At 71.8% G+C, this 14,526-nt stretch carries 10 protein-coding genes; 2 read left to right on the top strand and 8 right to left on the bottom strand.

What is annotated here, in order from left to right:
• Positions 1-45 precede the first annotated feature (45 nt).
• The 6 genes from ACZ6Z8_RS02195 to ACZ6Z8_RS02170 all read right to left on the bottom strand — a co-directional run bounded on the left by ACZ6Z8_RS02195 (position 46) and on the right by ACZ6Z8_RS02170 (position 7,569).
• Positions 46-1,200 (bottom strand): glycoside hydrolase family 11 protein, encoded by a 1,155-nt coding sequence (locus tag ACZ6Z8_RS02195; RefSeq protein WP_465605445.1) that lies wholly within the window; start codon positions 1,198-1,200, stop codon positions 46-48.
• A gap of 442 nt (positions 1,201-1,642) precedes the next feature.
• Positions 1,643-2,647: a LacI family DNA-binding transcriptional regulator gene (locus tag ACZ6Z8_RS02190; protein WP_465605443.1), complete on the bottom strand. Its 1,005-nt coding sequence runs from the start codon at positions 2,645-2,647 to the stop codon at positions 1,643-1,645.
• A gap of 121 nt (positions 2,648-2,768) precedes the next feature.
• On the bottom strand, positions 2,769-4,232 hold the full coding sequence (locus ACZ6Z8_RS02185) for a GH1 family beta-glucosidase (protein ID WP_465605441.1): 1,464 nt from the start codon (positions 4,230-4,232) through the stop codon (positions 2,769-2,771).
• Between the two features lie 41 nt (positions 4,233-4,273).
• Positions 4,274-5,134, bottom strand: coding sequence for a carbohydrate ABC transporter permease (locus tag ACZ6Z8_RS02180; RefSeq protein WP_465605439.1), 861 nt, complete (start codon positions 5,132-5,134; stop codon positions 4,274-4,276).
• A gap of 5 nt (positions 5,135-5,139) precedes the next feature.
• On the bottom strand, positions 5,140-6,123 hold the full coding sequence (locus tag ACZ6Z8_RS02175) for a carbohydrate ABC transporter permease (protein ID WP_465605437.1): 984 nt from the start codon (positions 6,121-6,123) through the stop codon (positions 5,140-5,142).
• 87 nt (positions 6,124-6,210) lie between these two features.
• A complete protein-coding gene (locus ACZ6Z8_RS02170; RefSeq protein WP_465605435.1) occupies positions 6,211-7,569 on the bottom strand; it encodes an ABC transporter substrate-binding protein in 1,359 nt (452 codons plus the stop codon).
• A 272-nt stretch (positions 7,570-7,841) separates the two neighbouring features.
• Between ACZ6Z8_RS02170 and ACZ6Z8_RS02165 the strand changes: the two genes are divergently transcribed.
• Positions 7,842-8,876, top strand: a complete 1,035-nt coding sequence (locus ACZ6Z8_RS02165; protein WP_465605433.1) for a LacI family DNA-binding transcriptional regulator — start codon at positions 7,842-7,844, stop codon at positions 8,874-8,876.
• 20 nt (positions 8,877-8,896) lie between these two features.
• On the opposite strand, the gene ACZ6Z8_RS02160 is transcribed toward ACZ6Z8_RS02165, so the two are convergent.
• Entirely contained in the window at positions 8,897-10,411 is a 1,515-nt protein-coding gene (locus tag ACZ6Z8_RS02160; protein ID WP_465605431.1) for a cellulase family glycosylhydrolase, read from the bottom strand.
• A 73-nt stretch (positions 10,412-10,484) separates the two neighbouring features.
• A complete protein-coding gene (locus tag ACZ6Z8_RS02155) occupies positions 10,485-12,494 on the bottom strand; it encodes a glycoside hydrolase family 6 protein (protein ID WP_465605430.1) in 2,010 nt (669 codons plus the stop codon).
• Between the two features lie 477 nt (positions 12,495-12,971).
• Here ACZ6Z8_RS02155 and ACZ6Z8_RS02150 point away from each other — a divergent pair, with 477 nt between their 5' ends.
• A complete protein-coding gene (locus ACZ6Z8_RS02150; protein ID WP_465605428.1) occupies positions 12,972-14,450 on the top strand; it encodes an endo-1,4-beta-xylanase in 1,479 nt (492 codons plus the stop codon).
• Positions 14,451-14,526 lie beyond the last annotated feature (76 nt).

The raw sequence follows: 14,526 nt of genomic DNA, 5'->3' as shown, positions 1-14,526 counted from the left end.
TAACAAAGACTGGCGCTGAGGGCGACGCCTGCCCCGGGGCCCGGCTCAACCGAAGTTCCAGTGCTGGTTGGCGCCGCCGTTGGAGTCCCAGACCTGGACGGGCGTGCCGTTGGCGGTCTGACCGCCGGGGAGCTCCAGCGCCCGGCCGGAGGCGACGTTGGTCAGGGTGTAGGAGCCGTCGCCGTTCCGGTCGGCCCGCCAGTGCTGGTTGGCGGCGCCGCTGGAGTCCCAGACCTGGACGGGCGTGCCGTTGGCCGTCCGGCCGCTCGGCTCGTCCAGCGCCCGGCCGGAGGCGACGTTGGTGAGCGTGTAGGAGCCGTCGTCGTTCCGGTCGGCCCGCCACTTCTGGTTGGCGGCACCGCCGCCGGCGTCCCACACCTGGAGCGGAGTTCCGTTGCCGTTCTGCCCCGCGGGCTCGTCGAGCACGCGACCGGCGGCAGCGTCCGTGAGCGTGTAGACGGTGCCGGAGGCGATGCCCCCGCCAGGCGTGCCGCCGCCGCCCCCGCCGGGGGCGCTGCCCACCGTGAGGTCGGAGCTGCCGCTGCTCCGGTAGCCCTCGGTGGCCAGGATCTCGTAGTTCAGGGTGCCGAGGTTCATGCCGTGCCCGGCCCAGGCGTCGAAGTGGTTCCCGAGGGTGATGGTCCCGCCGGTCCGCCTGTCCCGGCGGACGCTCCAGTACTGGTTGAAGGTCCTGATCCCCTCGATCGAGGGGGCGTTGTAGCGGGTCGTCTCGTAGATGTCGTAGGTGCCGCCGTCACTGGTGACGGTGCCCTTGTACGTGCCGGTGGGCTTGTAGGAGCCGTAGTTGTCGACGACGTAGTACTCGACGAGCGGATTGGTGCTCCAGCCGTAGAGCGAGAGGTAGGCGTTGCCGTTGGTGCTCCAGGTGCCCGAGTACGTCACCGGATTGCGGGATCCGGTGCTCCAGCCCTTGCCGGCGACGAAGTTGCCGGCGTTGGTCCAGGACGTGCCGTAGTGACCGCCGCCGTTCAGCGACATCGAGACCGAGCCGGTGCCCTCGGTCCAGAACGAGTAGAAGTATCCGCCGTCGGTGCCGGTCCGGTTCGTGGTCACGGTGTCGGCGTCGGCGGTGCCGGGCAGGAGCAGGACGACCGCCAGGGCCGGTGCGAGAACGGGTACCTTGCCGACGGACCGCCGGAGGCGGCCGACCTTGCGGCTCTTGAGGTGGGAAGGATTCACAGGGTGATCCGTTCTGCCGATGGGTGGGGTTTGGGGAGCGGCGGCCCTGCGCCACCCCGGTGACCGCCGACGGAAGGGTGGGTCGAACGGCATCGAACGGCGGCGCAGGGAGCCGACGGGCCGTCACCGCCGCTCCGGCGAACGGCGAGAGGTGATCGGCGGCACGCGACATGTGACCCGGATCCTGGGCCACGGCGGTGCACAGGTGTCGACGGCGACAGTGTTGGCCTGCTCCCGACAAGCTGTCAACTCTTTCGGCGGAGAAGGCGAAAGAGTCGGCCAGGGAGCGGTCCCGCCTCTTTCTTCAAAGGCCATGGTCACGCCCCTGGTGACCGAGCAGGCCGACGGGGATCCCGGCCGCCCCGCGCAGGGCAAGCGGTGGGTCGCAGGAACAGAAAGCTCGAAAGTTTCGGGCGGTACGGACGACCGCTCCGCGGCGCGCTCAGCCGGATGCCCGGACGACCAGCCGCGTGGGGAGCACCACCGAGTCGCCGCGCGCCGGGTTCCCCAGCAGCAACTCCAGGGCGCGCGAGCCGAGTTCCTCGACCGGCTGGCGGACGGTGGTCAGGGCCGGCCGGCAGCGCGCCGCGACGGGGGCGTCGTCGAAGCCGATCAGCGCGACGTCCTCCGGAACCCGCAGGCCGTGCCGCCGCAGGGTCCGGAGGGCGCCCGCGGCCATCTGGTCGGAGGCGGCGAACACCGCGTTCACCTCGGGGTACTGGTCCAGCAGCCGCTGCATCGCGTGCTCACCCGAGGCACTGCTGAAGTCGCCGTAGACCACGGCGGGCCGGACCGCGGCCACCGCGGCCGTCACCTGGCGGTAGCCGGCCAGCCGGTCCGCGCCGGCCGCGGTGTCCGGCGGTCCGGCGATGGTGGCCACCGAGCGGCGCCCGGACGCGCACAGCCGCCGCACCGCGTCCCTGGCGCCGGCGAGGTTGTCCGCGTCCACGAACGCCACGGTGCCCGGCTCCGGCGGCCGGCCCAGCGACACCACGGGCACCCTGGCCGCGTGCAGCAGCCTGACGAGCGCGGTGTCCCCCCAGGGGCCGACCAGCAGCACGCCGTCGACGTGACCACCGCACAGGTAGCGGACCAGTGGTGGCCGCCGGGAGCGTCTCGGCACCGTGAAGACGGCCAGCTCCCGCTCCGCGCCCGGCAGGGAGCGTCGCAGCCCGGACAGCAACCGCGCAGGGAAGGCGTCGGCGTGGTACCGCGCCGGATCGGCGAAGACCACGACGGCCACCACGCCGGTCCCCCGGGCACTGGCCGCCCGGAGGCGGACGTACGCCAACTCGCGGGCCGCCCGTTCCACCCGGGCCGCCACGTCGGTGGACACCGGGGCGGAACGGTTCAGCACCCGGGAGGCGGTCGCGGTGGAGACACCGGCGCGCCGGGCGACCTCGGCCAGTGTCGGAGCGGGGTCGTTGCTGCGCAAGGGCTGGGGCATGGGGGCCGTCCTGGATCGATCCTCGACACGGGAACCGCACCCCGAACCGGTCGTGCTCCGGTCCACCCACCGGCTGCCAGCTTGGAGGGTTGAACGGTCTGCGTCAAGGGATCCGGCACCCTCAGCCGGGCAGGTCGGGCAGTGTGTTCCGGCGGATCACCTCCGCGTACCACCGGGCGCTGTCCTTGGCGGTCCGGGCCTGGGTGGCGTAGTCCACGTAGTACAGACCGAACCGTTTGCCGTAGCCCCACGCCCACTCGAAGTTGTCCATCAGCGACCAGAGGAAGTAGCCCCGCACGTCCGCTCCGGCGGCGATCGCCCGCCGGACGGCGTCGAGGTGTCCGTGCAGGTAGTCGACGCGCTGCGGGTCGTGCACCGTGCCCTCCGGCGTCAGCCGGTCGTCGAAGGCGGCACCGTTCTCGGTGACCATCAGCGGCAGTCCGGGGTGTTCGCGGTGGAGGCGCAGCAGCAGGTCGGTCAGGCCGGAGGGGTCGATCGGCCAGCCCATGACGGTGCGCGGGCCGGGCGCGCGGTGGAAGAGCACGTCGGCACAGCCGGCGAAGGGGGACTGGGCACTGTCGCCGTGACCCGCCTCGCCCGCGGTCGCGGGGTCCGGGTCCTGGCCGTGCGGGAGGGCCGAAACGACCGTCGGAGTATAGTAGTTGACGCCCAGCAGGTCGACCGGCCGGGCGATCGCGGCCGGGTCGCCGTCGTGGACCAGGGCCTGCCAGTCGACCAGGTGTTCCGTGTCGGTGAGCAGGTCGTCGGGGTAGGCGCCGTTCAGCATCGGTCCGGTGAAGACCCGGTTGCCCACCGCGTCGATCCGGCGGGCGGCCTCGCGGTCCGCGGCGGACGCGGTGAGCGGCCGCACCTCGTGCAGGTTGAGCGACACCGCGACCCGCGCGTCCCGGGGCAGCGCCGCGCGCAGCGCCTCGACCGCGAGTCCGTGGCCGAGGTTGAGGTGGTGGGCCGCGCGCAGGGCGGCCGTCCAGTCGGTACGGCCCGGGGCGTGCACCCCGGAGCCGTACCCGAGGAAGGCCGAGCACCAGGGTTCGTTGAGGGTGGTCCAGAGACCGACCCGGTCGCCGAGGGCGTCGGCGACCAGCGCGGTGTAGTCCGCGAAACGCTCCGCGGTGCTGCGGGCCGGCCACCCTCCGAGGTCCTCCAGCTCCTGTGGCAGGTCCCAGTGATAGAGCGTCACGGCGGGCTGGATGCCGTGGTCCAGCAGCTCGTCCACCAGGCGCCGGTAGAAGTCCAGGCCCCGTTCGACGGCCGGCCCGCGGCCGGTCGGCTGGACCCGGGGCCAGGAGACCGAGAACCGGTAGGCGCCCAGGCCCAGTTCGCTCATCAGCCGGACGTCCTGCCGGTAGCGGCGGTAGTGCTCGGTGGCGCGGTCACCGGTGTCGCCACCGGCCGTCCGGCCCGGGGTACGGCTGAAGGTGTCCCAGATCGAAGGGGTCCGGCCGTCGACGTCGACGGCTCCCTCGATCTGGTAGGCCGCCGTTGCGGCTCCCCAGAGGAAGCCGGCGGGGAAGGCGGAGGGGGAGGCGTCGACCGGGGCCGACCCGGTCCGTACGGAAGTCATCGCTGGATTCTCCGTTTCTGGCGGGGTTCATCGACTGACGATCAGTTCTTGACTGCGCCGGCGGTGATGCCGCCGACGACCTGCCTGCCCAGCAGGGCGAACACCAGCAGCAGCGGTGCGGTCCCGAGCAGCGCGCCGGTGAGGATGACGGCCTGGTCGGAGTCGTACGATCCGCCGCCGAGACCGGCCAGCGCGACCTGCACGGTGGGATTGCTCTGGCTCAGTGCGATCAGCGGCCAGAAGAAGTCGTTCCAGGACTGCACGAAGACCAGCATGCCGAGTACGGCCATGCCGGGCCGGGCGATCGGCAGCACCACGCTCCACAGGATCCGCAAACTGCTCGCGCCGTCCATCCGGGCCGCCTCGACCAGTTCGATCGGCAACGCCTCCGACAGGAACTGCCGCATGAAGAACACCCCGAACGCGGCCACCAGGTTGGGCAGGATCACCGACTGCAGCCGGTCGGTCCAGTGCAGCCGCGCCATGATCTGGTACAGCGGGATGACGCTCAGCTGGGCGGGCACCGTCATGGTCGCCACCACCAGGCTCAGCAGGGCGTTGCGGCCGCGGAAGGGCAGTTTGGCGAAGGCGAAGCCGGCCAGTGTCGCGAACAGCACGGTGCTGGCGGTCACGCAGCCCGCCACCACCACCGAGTTGAGCAGCGCCCGGCCCATGTGGACCTCGTTCCAGGCGATGTCGAGGTTGTGCCACAGGTTCCCGCCGGGCAGCAGCGGGGGCGGGGTCTGCGCGATCCTGCTGCCGGAGGTCGAGGCGCCGACCAGCGTCCAGTACAGCGGGAACAGGGAGAGGACGGCGACGAGGATCAGCACCGCGTACGTGAACGGCCCGGCTCCGGTGAGGCCGCGGGCTCCCGCGCGCCGTCGTCCCGGGTTGACGGTCATCGTTCTCAACCTCCGTTCCGGGCGCGGCGGATGCGGACCAGGGCGAGGTTGAGCGCGCCGATGGCCAGCAGGATCAGCAGCATCGTCCAGGCCACGGCGGCGGCCCGGCCGAGGTGGAAGGCGTACCAGCCCTGGTCGTACAGGTACAGCCCGAGGGTCTGGTACTGGTGGGCCGAGCCGCCGCTGTGGCCGGTCGCCCCGCCGCCGAACAGCAGCGGCTCGCCGAAGAGCTGGGTGGCCCCGATGCTGGAGACCACGACGGTGAACAGGATGGTGGGCCGGATGGACGGCACCGTGACGTGCCGGAACTGCTGCCACCGGTTGGCGCCGTCGAGCGCCGCCGCCTCGTACAGGTCGTGCGGGACGGTCTGCATGGCGGCGAGGTAGATCAGGGCGTTGTAGCCCGTCCAGCGCCAGGTGACGATCGTGGAGATGGCGATCCGGGAGGTCCATGTGCCGCCCTCCCAGTCGACGTGGCCCAGGCCGAGGTTGCCCAGCAGCCAGTTGACCATCCCGTAGTCACGCCCGAACAGCAGTGTGAACACCAGGGTCGCGGCCGCGATCGAGGTGGCGTACGGCGCGAGCATCACGATCCGGAAGAAGCCGCGGCCGCGCAGGCGGTAGTTCAGCAGGTGCGCCAGACCGAGGGCCATCAGCAGCTGCGGCACGGTGGACAGCAGGCCGATGGTGACGGTGTTGCGCAGGGCGTTCCAGAACAGGTCGTCGTGGAGCAGCCGGGTGTAGTTGTCGAAGCCGCGCCACTGCATCTGGTCGGAGGTCTGCAGGTCGACGCTGTGCAGCGAGACCCAGCCGGTGTAGAGCAGCGGGAACAGCCCGAAGGCGAGGAAGCAGAGGAAGAACGGTGTGACGTACAGGTACGGCGAGGCCTTGAGGTCCCACCGGTAGAGCCGGGCGCGCCAGGGGCGCGGCGGCGGGGGAGCGGGGCGTGGCCTGCCGAGGGGATTGGCCGGGACGGCCTCGTCGAGCATGGGTGAGGACCTCTCTGGTGGGTGGCGCCGTCCCGGCCCGGCCGGGGCGGCGGGGGCCGGGACGGGCGGACGGCGGGAGACCGGGTGTCAGTCGCTGACCTTGTCGTCGATCTCCTTGACCGCGTTGCTCCACGCGTTGGCGGGGTCGCTCTGGTGCTGCTCGATGCTGAGCAGGGCGCCGTTGGTCAGGGTGTCCTTGACCAGGCCGTCCCACTCGCCGATCACGGTCGGCTGGATGGACTGCGCGGTGGCGGCGTAGATCCGGCCGGTGGGCGTGTCGCCGAAGAAGTCGAGTGTGGCGTTCTGCACCTCCGGCTGACTCAGCGCCTTGGTGTTGGACGGCAGGTTGCCGACCGTGGTGAAGACCTTGGCCTGCTGCGCGGGTGCGGTGAGCCAGGCGACGAGCGCCTCGGCCTCCTTCTGGTGCTTGCCGGCCTTCGGTACGGTGAGGAAGGAACCGCCCCAGTTTCCGGCGGCCGGCGCCGTGGCGATGTCCCACTTGCCCTTGTTGGCGCTCCCGGACTTGTCGGCGACGATGGCGGTCATCCAGGACGGGCAGGCGACCGTGGCGAACTTGGAGTTGGCGAACGCCTGGTACCACGGTGTGTCGAACTGCTTGAGGCCGGCGCTGATCCCGGCCTGGACCGCGCCGGTGGCCAGGTTCCAGGCGTTCTTGACGCTGGGGCTGTTCTTGTAGTCCAGCTGGCCGTTGCTGTTGTCGTACTGGGTGGTGCTGGAGGACACCACGGCGTTGAACAGGCCGCCGGCGGAGTCGGTGAAGAAGGTGCCGCCGGGTGCCTTGGCCTGGTACTGCTTGCCCGTCTCGACGAACTTGGCCCAGTCGCCCTGCCAGAGCTTGGCCACCTCCTGGCGGTCGGTGGGCAGCCCGGCCTGCTGGAACAGGTCCTTGCGGTAGCAGATCGCCATCGGGCCGATGTCGGTGCCCAGGCCGATGGTGCGGCCGTCCGTCGTGCTGGCCTGCTGCGACTTCCACGGCAGGAAGGCGCTCCTGTCGACCCCGTCCGCCTTGCCGAGGTCGACGAACTTGGTCGCCTGCTTCTTCACCACCTGGGCGATCCGGCCGACCTCGACCGCCTGGATGTCGTCCAGGCCGCTGCCGGAGGCGAGGTGGGTCTGCAGGGCGGGGTAGTAGTCGGTCTCCTGCTCGACGGTGTGCTCGACGATGGTGATGCCGGGGTGTTCCCGCATGTAGGCGTCGAACAGGCCGGCCTGCTTGAAGCCGAAGGTGCCGTAGTCGCCGACGGTCAGGGTGATCTTGGCGTCCGAGGCCGCGGCGCCGCCCGAGCCGGAGCCCGAGCTGCTGCACCCGGCGACCAGCAGGGCGCACAGGGCGGCGGTCGCGGCGCTCAGCAGCGGCTTGGGGATCTTGCGCAGGGGGAGGCGGGCGGTGGCTCTGCCGCCGTGGGGTGTACCGGGGTTCCGCATGGCCGAATCTCCTTGTCCAGGCTGGGTGCGTGGCTGTGCCACGCCACGGGGGGCGGCACGGCCGTCGTGCTCGGAACTGGTGGGAGTGCGAGGGTGCGCGATCGCGAGGGCAGCAATGTGGGAGCGCTCCCACGTCGATGTGGGAAGATTGCTTCGCCGCGGGAGGCGTGTCAAGGGCGGGCAACGGCTCCGTTACCGGACCGTGTCGTCCGCACGCCCCGCCGCGGTCGTCGCCGTCCACCGTCCGTCCACCGCCCGCGGGGAGAACGATCATGAGTCGAGCCGAGCAGCCGCCGTCCGCTGCCCGTCCCACCCTGGAGGCGGTGGCAGCGCGGGCCGGAGTGGGCCGGGGCACCGTCTCCAGGGTCGTCAACGGCTCGTCCAAGGTGAGCGCCAAGGCCCGCGCGGCGGTGGAACAGGCCATCGCCGAGCTCGGCTACGTCCCCAACCAGGCGGCGCGCTCCCTGGTCACCTCCCGGACCGACGCGGTCGCCCTGGTCGTCCCGGAGAGCGTCGCGAAACTGAGCTCGGAGCCCTACTTCTCCGACATCATCACCGGAGTCTCCGCCGAACTCGCCGACTCCGACCTGCAGTTGCTGCTGGTGCTGGTCCGTGACGAGCACGAGCGGGAGCGGCTGACGCGCTACCTCACCGCCCGCCGGGTGGACGGCGTCCTCCTGGTCTCGGTCCACCAGGACGATCCGCTCCCCGAACTGCTGGAGCGACTGGAGCTGCCCGCCGTGCTCGGCGGCCGCCGCTCGGAGCAGGAACCGCTGAGCTACGTCCACGCCGACAACGCGGGCGGCGCCCGCGCGGCCGTCCGGCACCTGCTGTCCCGGGGCAGGACGGCCGTCGGGACCGTCACCGGGCCGCTCGACATCGAGGGCGCCGCGGCGCGCCTGGCCGGCTACCGGCAGGCGCTCGCCGAGGCCGGGGTGCCGGCGGACGAGGGGCTCGTGGCCCACGGGGACTTCACCGAGCGCGGCGGCCGCGAGGGCATGCGGGAACTGCTCGCCCGCCGGCCCGGTCTGGACGCGGTGTTCTGCGCCTCGGACCTGATGGCGGCGGGCGCTTTGCAGGCGCTGCGCGAGGCGGGCCGGCGGGTGCCGCAGGACGTCGCCGTGGTGGGTTTCGACGACTCCGTGGTGGCCCGGCACACCGAGCCGCCGCTCACCAGCGTCCGCCAACCCATCGAGGAGATGGGGCGGTTGATGGTCCGGTCGTTGCTCAAGGAGATCGCCCAGCCCGGCCGGTTCCGCCGGCAGACGGTCCTGCCGACGGAACTGGTGGTGCGGGAGTCCTCTTGACCGGGGCCGGTCCGGCGGCGTTACAAGCCGGCCAGGTGGGCGCGGTAGCCTGCGCCGAAGGCCGTCGGAGTGCCGTCGTAGGAACTGATCAGCGCCGGTCCGTTGCCGCAGTCCCAGGTGTTCCACGTCCAGGCGAGGTAGGAGACGCCGTGCCGGTCCAGCCAGGGCAGCAGGGTGTCCAGATAGCCGTGCGCACAGTCGTTCTCGCCCAACTCGCCCGCCACGACCGGCACCTGGGCGGCGAGCGGGGCGATCTGGGCGTCCCAGCAGGAAGCGGTGCTGCAGGCGTTGAAGTTGTACGAGTGCCAGGACGCGGCCAGGTTGTGCAGCGGGTCGGCGGGCTGGTGCGCGGCCCACTGGGTGAGGTCGTTGGCGTACTCCTGGCCGCCCAGCATCAGGACGTTGTCCGCGCCGGTCGAGCGCACCGCGTCGACCATCGCCTGCATCCCGGCGACCTGGTAGCCGATTCCGGGACAGCTGCCGCCGTCGCGCCAGCAGGTCCAGCCGCTGTCCTCGCTCCCGGTGGCGCGTGACGGGTACGGCTCGTTGAACAGGTCGAAGACCACCGCGTCGTCGCCCTTGAAGGTCTGCGCCACCGAGGTCCAGAACGGGACGGCACCGGCCGCGTCCGGCATGGGCTTCTGGCAGGTGGCGTTGGCGTCCGGGCAGCCGGCGGAGGGTCCGGTGTACACCCCGTCGGTCCAGTGCAGGTCCAGGACCGCCACCAGGCCGTTCCGCTCCAGCAGGTCGACGTAGCTGCGCACCGCACCGATGTAGGCCGCACCGGCGTAGGCGGGGTCGACGTTGGAATGGCCGAGCCAGCAGTCCTCGTTGAGCGGTACCCGGACGGAGTTGATGTGCCAGGACTTCATCGTGGTGACGGAGGCCTGGTCGGCCGGGCCGTCGAAGAAGCCGTGGCCCTGGACGCACATGAACTCGGCCCCGGAGCGGTCGACCCCGTGCAGGGTGATCGGGGTGCCGTCGGCCCTCGCCAGCGTCCGGCCCGCGACGTGCACGGCCGGGGCCGGTCCGTTCGGGGGCGGCGTGGTCGGCGGGGTGCCGGTCGGTGTGGGGGAGGGGCTCGGCGACGGGCTCGACCGCGGACCGCAGGGGATGCCGTTGAGGGTGAAGGCGGTGGGGGCGGTGTTGGTGCCGGTGTAGGAGAAGTTGGCGCTGGTGGTGTAGCCGGCGCCGGGGTTGATGGTGGGGGCGTAACCGGGGTTGGTGACGGTGACGGTGCGTCCGGTCTGGCTCCAGGTGCCGTTCCAGCCGTTCTGGAGGGTCTGGTTGCCGGTGTAGGAGTAGCCGAGGGTCCAGCCGTCGATGGGGGTGGTGCCGGTGTCGGTGATGGTGAGGTTGGCGGTGAACCCGCTGCCCCAGTCGTTGACGGCGTAACTCACGTCGCAGGAGACGCCGGAGGCGGGGGCCGGGGCGGAGGTGGTCGCGGAGGCGGTGAGGGGGAGCACGGCCAGGGCGGTGCAGGCGGCGGTGGCGGCCGCCAGTGCGGCCGTGCGGGGTGTGGCGTTCAGGGGCATGCCGGGTCCTCGTGGGTGGGGGCCGGGGCCGCCGGTGCGGCCCCGGCCGGGTGAGGTCAGCTGGCGGTGCGGGTCAGCTGGCGGTGCAGGTCAGCGTCGGAGCGGTGTTGCCGCCCGAGTAGCTCGCCTGGAAGCCGAAGCCGGTGGTGCCGTTGGGCGCCAGCGCGCCGTTGTAGCTCTGGCTGGCGGCCGTCACCGCGCTGCCGCTCTGGGCAGTGGTGGCGTTCCAGCTGTTGCCGATCTGCTGGTTGCCGCCCCACGTCCAGGTGACCGTCCAGGACTTCGTCGGCGTGGTGCCCGTGTTGGTGACCGTGACGTTGGCGGTGAAGCCGCTGCCCCAGTCGTTGGCGACCGCGTAGCCGGCGGAGCAGCCGGTGCTGCCGCCACCCCCGCCCGACGCCGTCGTGGTGGCGGTCACCGCGGCGGAGGCGGCGGAGACGTTCCCGGCGGCGTCCTGCGCCGTGACGGTGTACTGGTAGGCGGTGGCGGGGGAGAGCCCGGAGTCGGTGTAGCCGGTGGTGGTCACGGTGGCGACCTTGGCTCCGTTCCGGTACACCGAGTAGCCGGTCACGCCGGCCGGGTCGGTGGAGGCCGTCCAGCTGAGCGACACGCTGCTGCTGGTGGTGCCGGTGACGGTCAGTCCGCTCGGCACGCTCGGGCCGGTGTTGCCGCCGGAGCCGCCGCCGAACGCGGGGTAGGCGTTCTGCACCAGCTGCCGGAACTGGGCCGGGAACCACTGTCCGGCCGGGATGTTGCTGCCGGGGATGGCGTCCGTCGGGTAGGTGTTCCCGTTGCCGTCGCTCTGGGTGCCGTTCGGGTCGCAGTGCGGGTCGCCGTGGGGGTGGGAGGCGTCGGGGTAGTCGCCGTCCGACTCGCCCGGCGGCTTGACCCAGAGGAACGCGATGATCGGGCTGCCCGTGCCGTACGGCAGGGACTGCGGACGTTCCCCGATGCCCGCGCCGTTGACGTTGCACCAGTCGCCGCGGAAGGGCTTCCGGTCGACCTTGTTGGCCGCGACGTAGGCGTCCACCGTGGTCGGGGCGGAGTTGAGGGCGGTGGGCCGGCCGGAGCCGCCCCAGCCGTTGCGCGAGGTGTCGACCAGCATGCCGATGCTGCTCGGGAACCCGTTGGACACCAGGGTGGAGTACATCGCGGTGTCGTAGTGGTACTCGTCGAACGCGGGGTTGTACTGGTAGAAGTTCGCCGACTTGAGCGGCTGGCCGCCGACCGTCAGGTCGGGGTCGGTGAGGAACGGCTCGGTGAGCGGCGTGGTGTTGGCGGTGTCGCTGATGAAGCCGTCGATGCTGGCGAACCCGGCCGTGGTGGCCTGGGCGACCTTGGCGTACTCCTTGCCCGCCGGGACCATGTTGTTGGACCAGCCGAGCCAGCCCGCGTGGCCGATGTCCAGGTAGTTGTACACGTTGGGGATCGCGTGCAGCTTGTTGAGCGTGTACTCGATGCCCGACTCGTAGTACGGGGTCGCGGTGGCGCAGGGCGGCTTGGACTGGTTGGTCACGGCGTTGGGCAGCGAGTCCGGCTCGATGACGGCCGCGATCCGGAGACCGGCGTACTTCGGGTTGGCCAGCACGGCCGCGATCGGGTCGATGTACTGTGCCTCGTACGTGGCCAGTCCGGCCGCGGTGGCGGGGAGTTCGCCGTTGGAGGCGATCGCGGCGCAGTCCCGGCCCGGCAGGTCGTAGATCACGACCTGGAAGACCACCGGCGTGCCGCCCTGCTGTTGCTGGCTGAGTGCGTGGTCGAGGTGGGCCTGGAGGCCGAGGTGGGTGGCGTCGCCGGCGATCGCGCCGATGCGGTCCATCCAGACCGCGGTGGGGTTGGCGGCGACCTGGGTTTCGAGAGCGCCCAGGCTGCCGCCGTCGGCCGCGGCCTGGGCCTTGACCTCCGCCGCGAAGTCGGGGTTGAGGTAGCCGGTCGCACCGGCGAACGGGTTGGTGAGGTGAACGGCGGCCGCGGGCGCCGCGTGGGCGGGGGCGGCGGCGCCGATGCTCGGTAGCAGGCCGGTGGCGCCGAACAGCGTGGCGGCCGCTGCCGTGCGGAGCCGACGCAGGACGGGATGAGGCACGTCCGGGTCCTTTCCGATGGGTGGGGATTCCTGACGGGGGTCGCGGACATCGCGTGGGAACGCGCCCAAATGAGGCGCGGTGACCCCCGTCACATCAAGCCAGGGCCTGAGAATCGGCGTCAATAGGCGCGGGAGCGCTCCCAGAAGAGGCTGTAACTTACATGCCGCCGCACCGGGGAGGGCGCCTTGCCCGGGCCGCCAGGGCAGCCGGCAGCCTCCGGGGCCGCCGGTGCTCCGGGCGTCGGGCGGTGATTTCCGAAACATTGTCGAAACTTTCAACCACGTATTGACGGGTCTCGCGCACTCCGAGTTACCTAGCCCCGGGAGCGCAACCCACCCGGGCGCCGTCCGCCGGACGGTCGCCGCAGCGCTCCCGTTCCCCGAACCGACGGCCCCACCGCCGTCATTCGCTCGTGCGCCACGACCCGCCGTCAGCGCGGGTGTGCACCTTCCCTGGAGCGACGCTGGAGGGCGACCATGCCTCTTCGAAGGATACTGAACGGAATTCACCATGCCTGGACCGCCGTGGTGGTCCTGACGCTGGTGCTCGCGACCGGCGCGCTGGCCGCGACGACCCCGGCCGCGGCGGCCGGCAGCACGTTGAAGGCGGCCGCGGAGGCGAACGGCCGGTACTTCGGCACCGCCCTGTCGGACGGCGACCTGGGTGTCGGCGGGGAAACCGCCGTCGTCGGGGCGCAGTTCGACGCGCTGACCCCGACCAACGAGATGAAGTGGGAGACCACCGAGCCGTCGCCCGGCTCGTACAACTTCGGCCCGGGCGACCAGCTCGTGCAGTTCGCCCGGGCGCACGGCATGCGGGTGCGCGGCCACAACCTGGTGTGGCAGAACCAGCTCCCCGGCTGGATGTCGAACCTGCCGCTGAACCAGGCGCGTTCCGCCATGGAGGCGCACATCACCGCCGAGGCCGGCCACTACAAGGGGCAGGTCTACGCCTGGGACGTGATCAACGAGCCGTTCAACGGCGACGGTTCCCTCGTCCCGGACGTGTTCTACCGGGCGATGGGAGCGGACTACCTCGCCGACGCGCTGCGCACCGCGCACGCCGCCGACCCGGGCGCGAAGCTCTACATCAACGACTACAACATCGAGGGTGTGAACGCGAAGAGCAACGCCCTCTACAGCCTCGCCCGGTCGCTGCTCGCCCAGGGCGTGCCGCTGGGCGGCATCGGGCTGGAGAGCCACTTCGTCGTCGGCCAGGTCCCCGCCGATCTGCAGGCCAACATCCAGCGGTTCGCCGACCTGGGCCTGGACGTGGCCGTCACCGAACTGGACGACCGGATCCAGCTGCCCGCCTCCGCAGGCGCCCTCCAGCAGCAGGCCGCCGACTACGCCGCCGTGGTGCGGGCCTGCCTGGCCGTCTCCCGCTGCGTGGGCGTGAGCCAGTGGGGCGTGGACGACGCGCACTCCTGGATCCCCGGCACCTTCCCCGGGTACGGCGCCGCCACGATGTACGACGACAACGACCGGCCCAAGCCGGCCTTCTCCGCGACGCTCTCCGCCCTCGGCGGGTCGAGCACCGGTGGCGGTGGTGGCGGCGGCACGACGGGCGAGCTGCACGCGGTCGGTGCCGGCAAGTGCCTCGACGTGCCGAACGGTTCGACCACGGCCGGCACCCAGGTCCAGGTCTACAGCTGCTGGGGCGGCACCAACCAGATCTGGACGCACACCTCCGCCGACCAGTTGAGCGTGTACGGCGACGCGAGCCGGATGTGCCTGGACGCCTCCGGGCAGGGCACGGCGCCCGGCACCAGGGTGGTCGTCTGGCCGTGCAACGGACAGGCCAACCAGCAGTGGCACCTGAACGCCGACGGCACCGTCACGGGCGTCCAGTCCGGTCTGTGCCTGGATGTCGCCGGCAGCTCCACCGCCGACGGCGCCCCGGCGCAGCTGTGGACCTGCAGCGGCCGGAGCAACCAGCAGTGGAGCCTCGGCTGACGGATTGGTGCGGTGCGGTGCGGCCGGACGTCGCCGGGTTCCCCGGCCGTCCGGCCGCACCGCTTTCCGCGGTCCC

It is taken from the genome of Kitasatospora sp. NPDC101108, assembly GCF_055584725.1.
Note: the sequence above shows the minus strand (reverse complement) of the source record. Positions and strands in the feature narration are given on the sequence as shown.

Excerpts from the sequence above, each read along its gene's own strand:
- ACZ6Z8_RS02190 (WP_465605443.1), bottom strand. The coding sequence starts at position 2,647 with ATGCCCCAGCCCTTGCGCAGCAACGACCCCGCTCCGACACTGGCCGAG.
- ACZ6Z8_RS02185 (WP_465605441.1), bottom strand. The coding sequence starts at position 4,232 with ATGACTTCCGTACGGACCGGGTCGGCCCCGGTCGACGCCTCCCCCTCC.
- ACZ6Z8_RS02180 (WP_465605439.1), bottom strand. The coding sequence starts at position 5,134 with ATGACCGTCAACCCGGGACGACGGCGCGCGGGAGCCCGCGGCCTCACC.
- ACZ6Z8_RS02175 (WP_465605437.1), bottom strand. The coding sequence starts at position 6,123 with ATGCTCGACGAGGCCGTCCCGGCCAATCCCCTCGGCAGGCCACGCCCC.
- ACZ6Z8_RS02170 (WP_465605435.1), bottom strand. The coding sequence starts at position 7,569 with ATGCGGAACCCCGGTACACCCCACGGCGGCAGAGCCACCGCCCGCCTC.
- ACZ6Z8_RS02165 (WP_465605433.1), top strand. The coding sequence starts at position 7,842 with ATGAGTCGAGCCGAGCAGCCGCCGTCCGCTGCCCGTCCCACCCTGGAG.
- ACZ6Z8_RS02160 (WP_465605431.1), bottom strand. The coding sequence starts at position 10,411 with ATGCCCCTGAACGCCACACCCCGCACGGCCGCACTGGCGGCCGCCACC.
- ACZ6Z8_RS02150 (WP_465605428.1), top strand. The coding sequence starts at position 12,972 with ATGCCTCTTCGAAGGATACTGAACGGAATTCACCATGCCTGGACCGCC.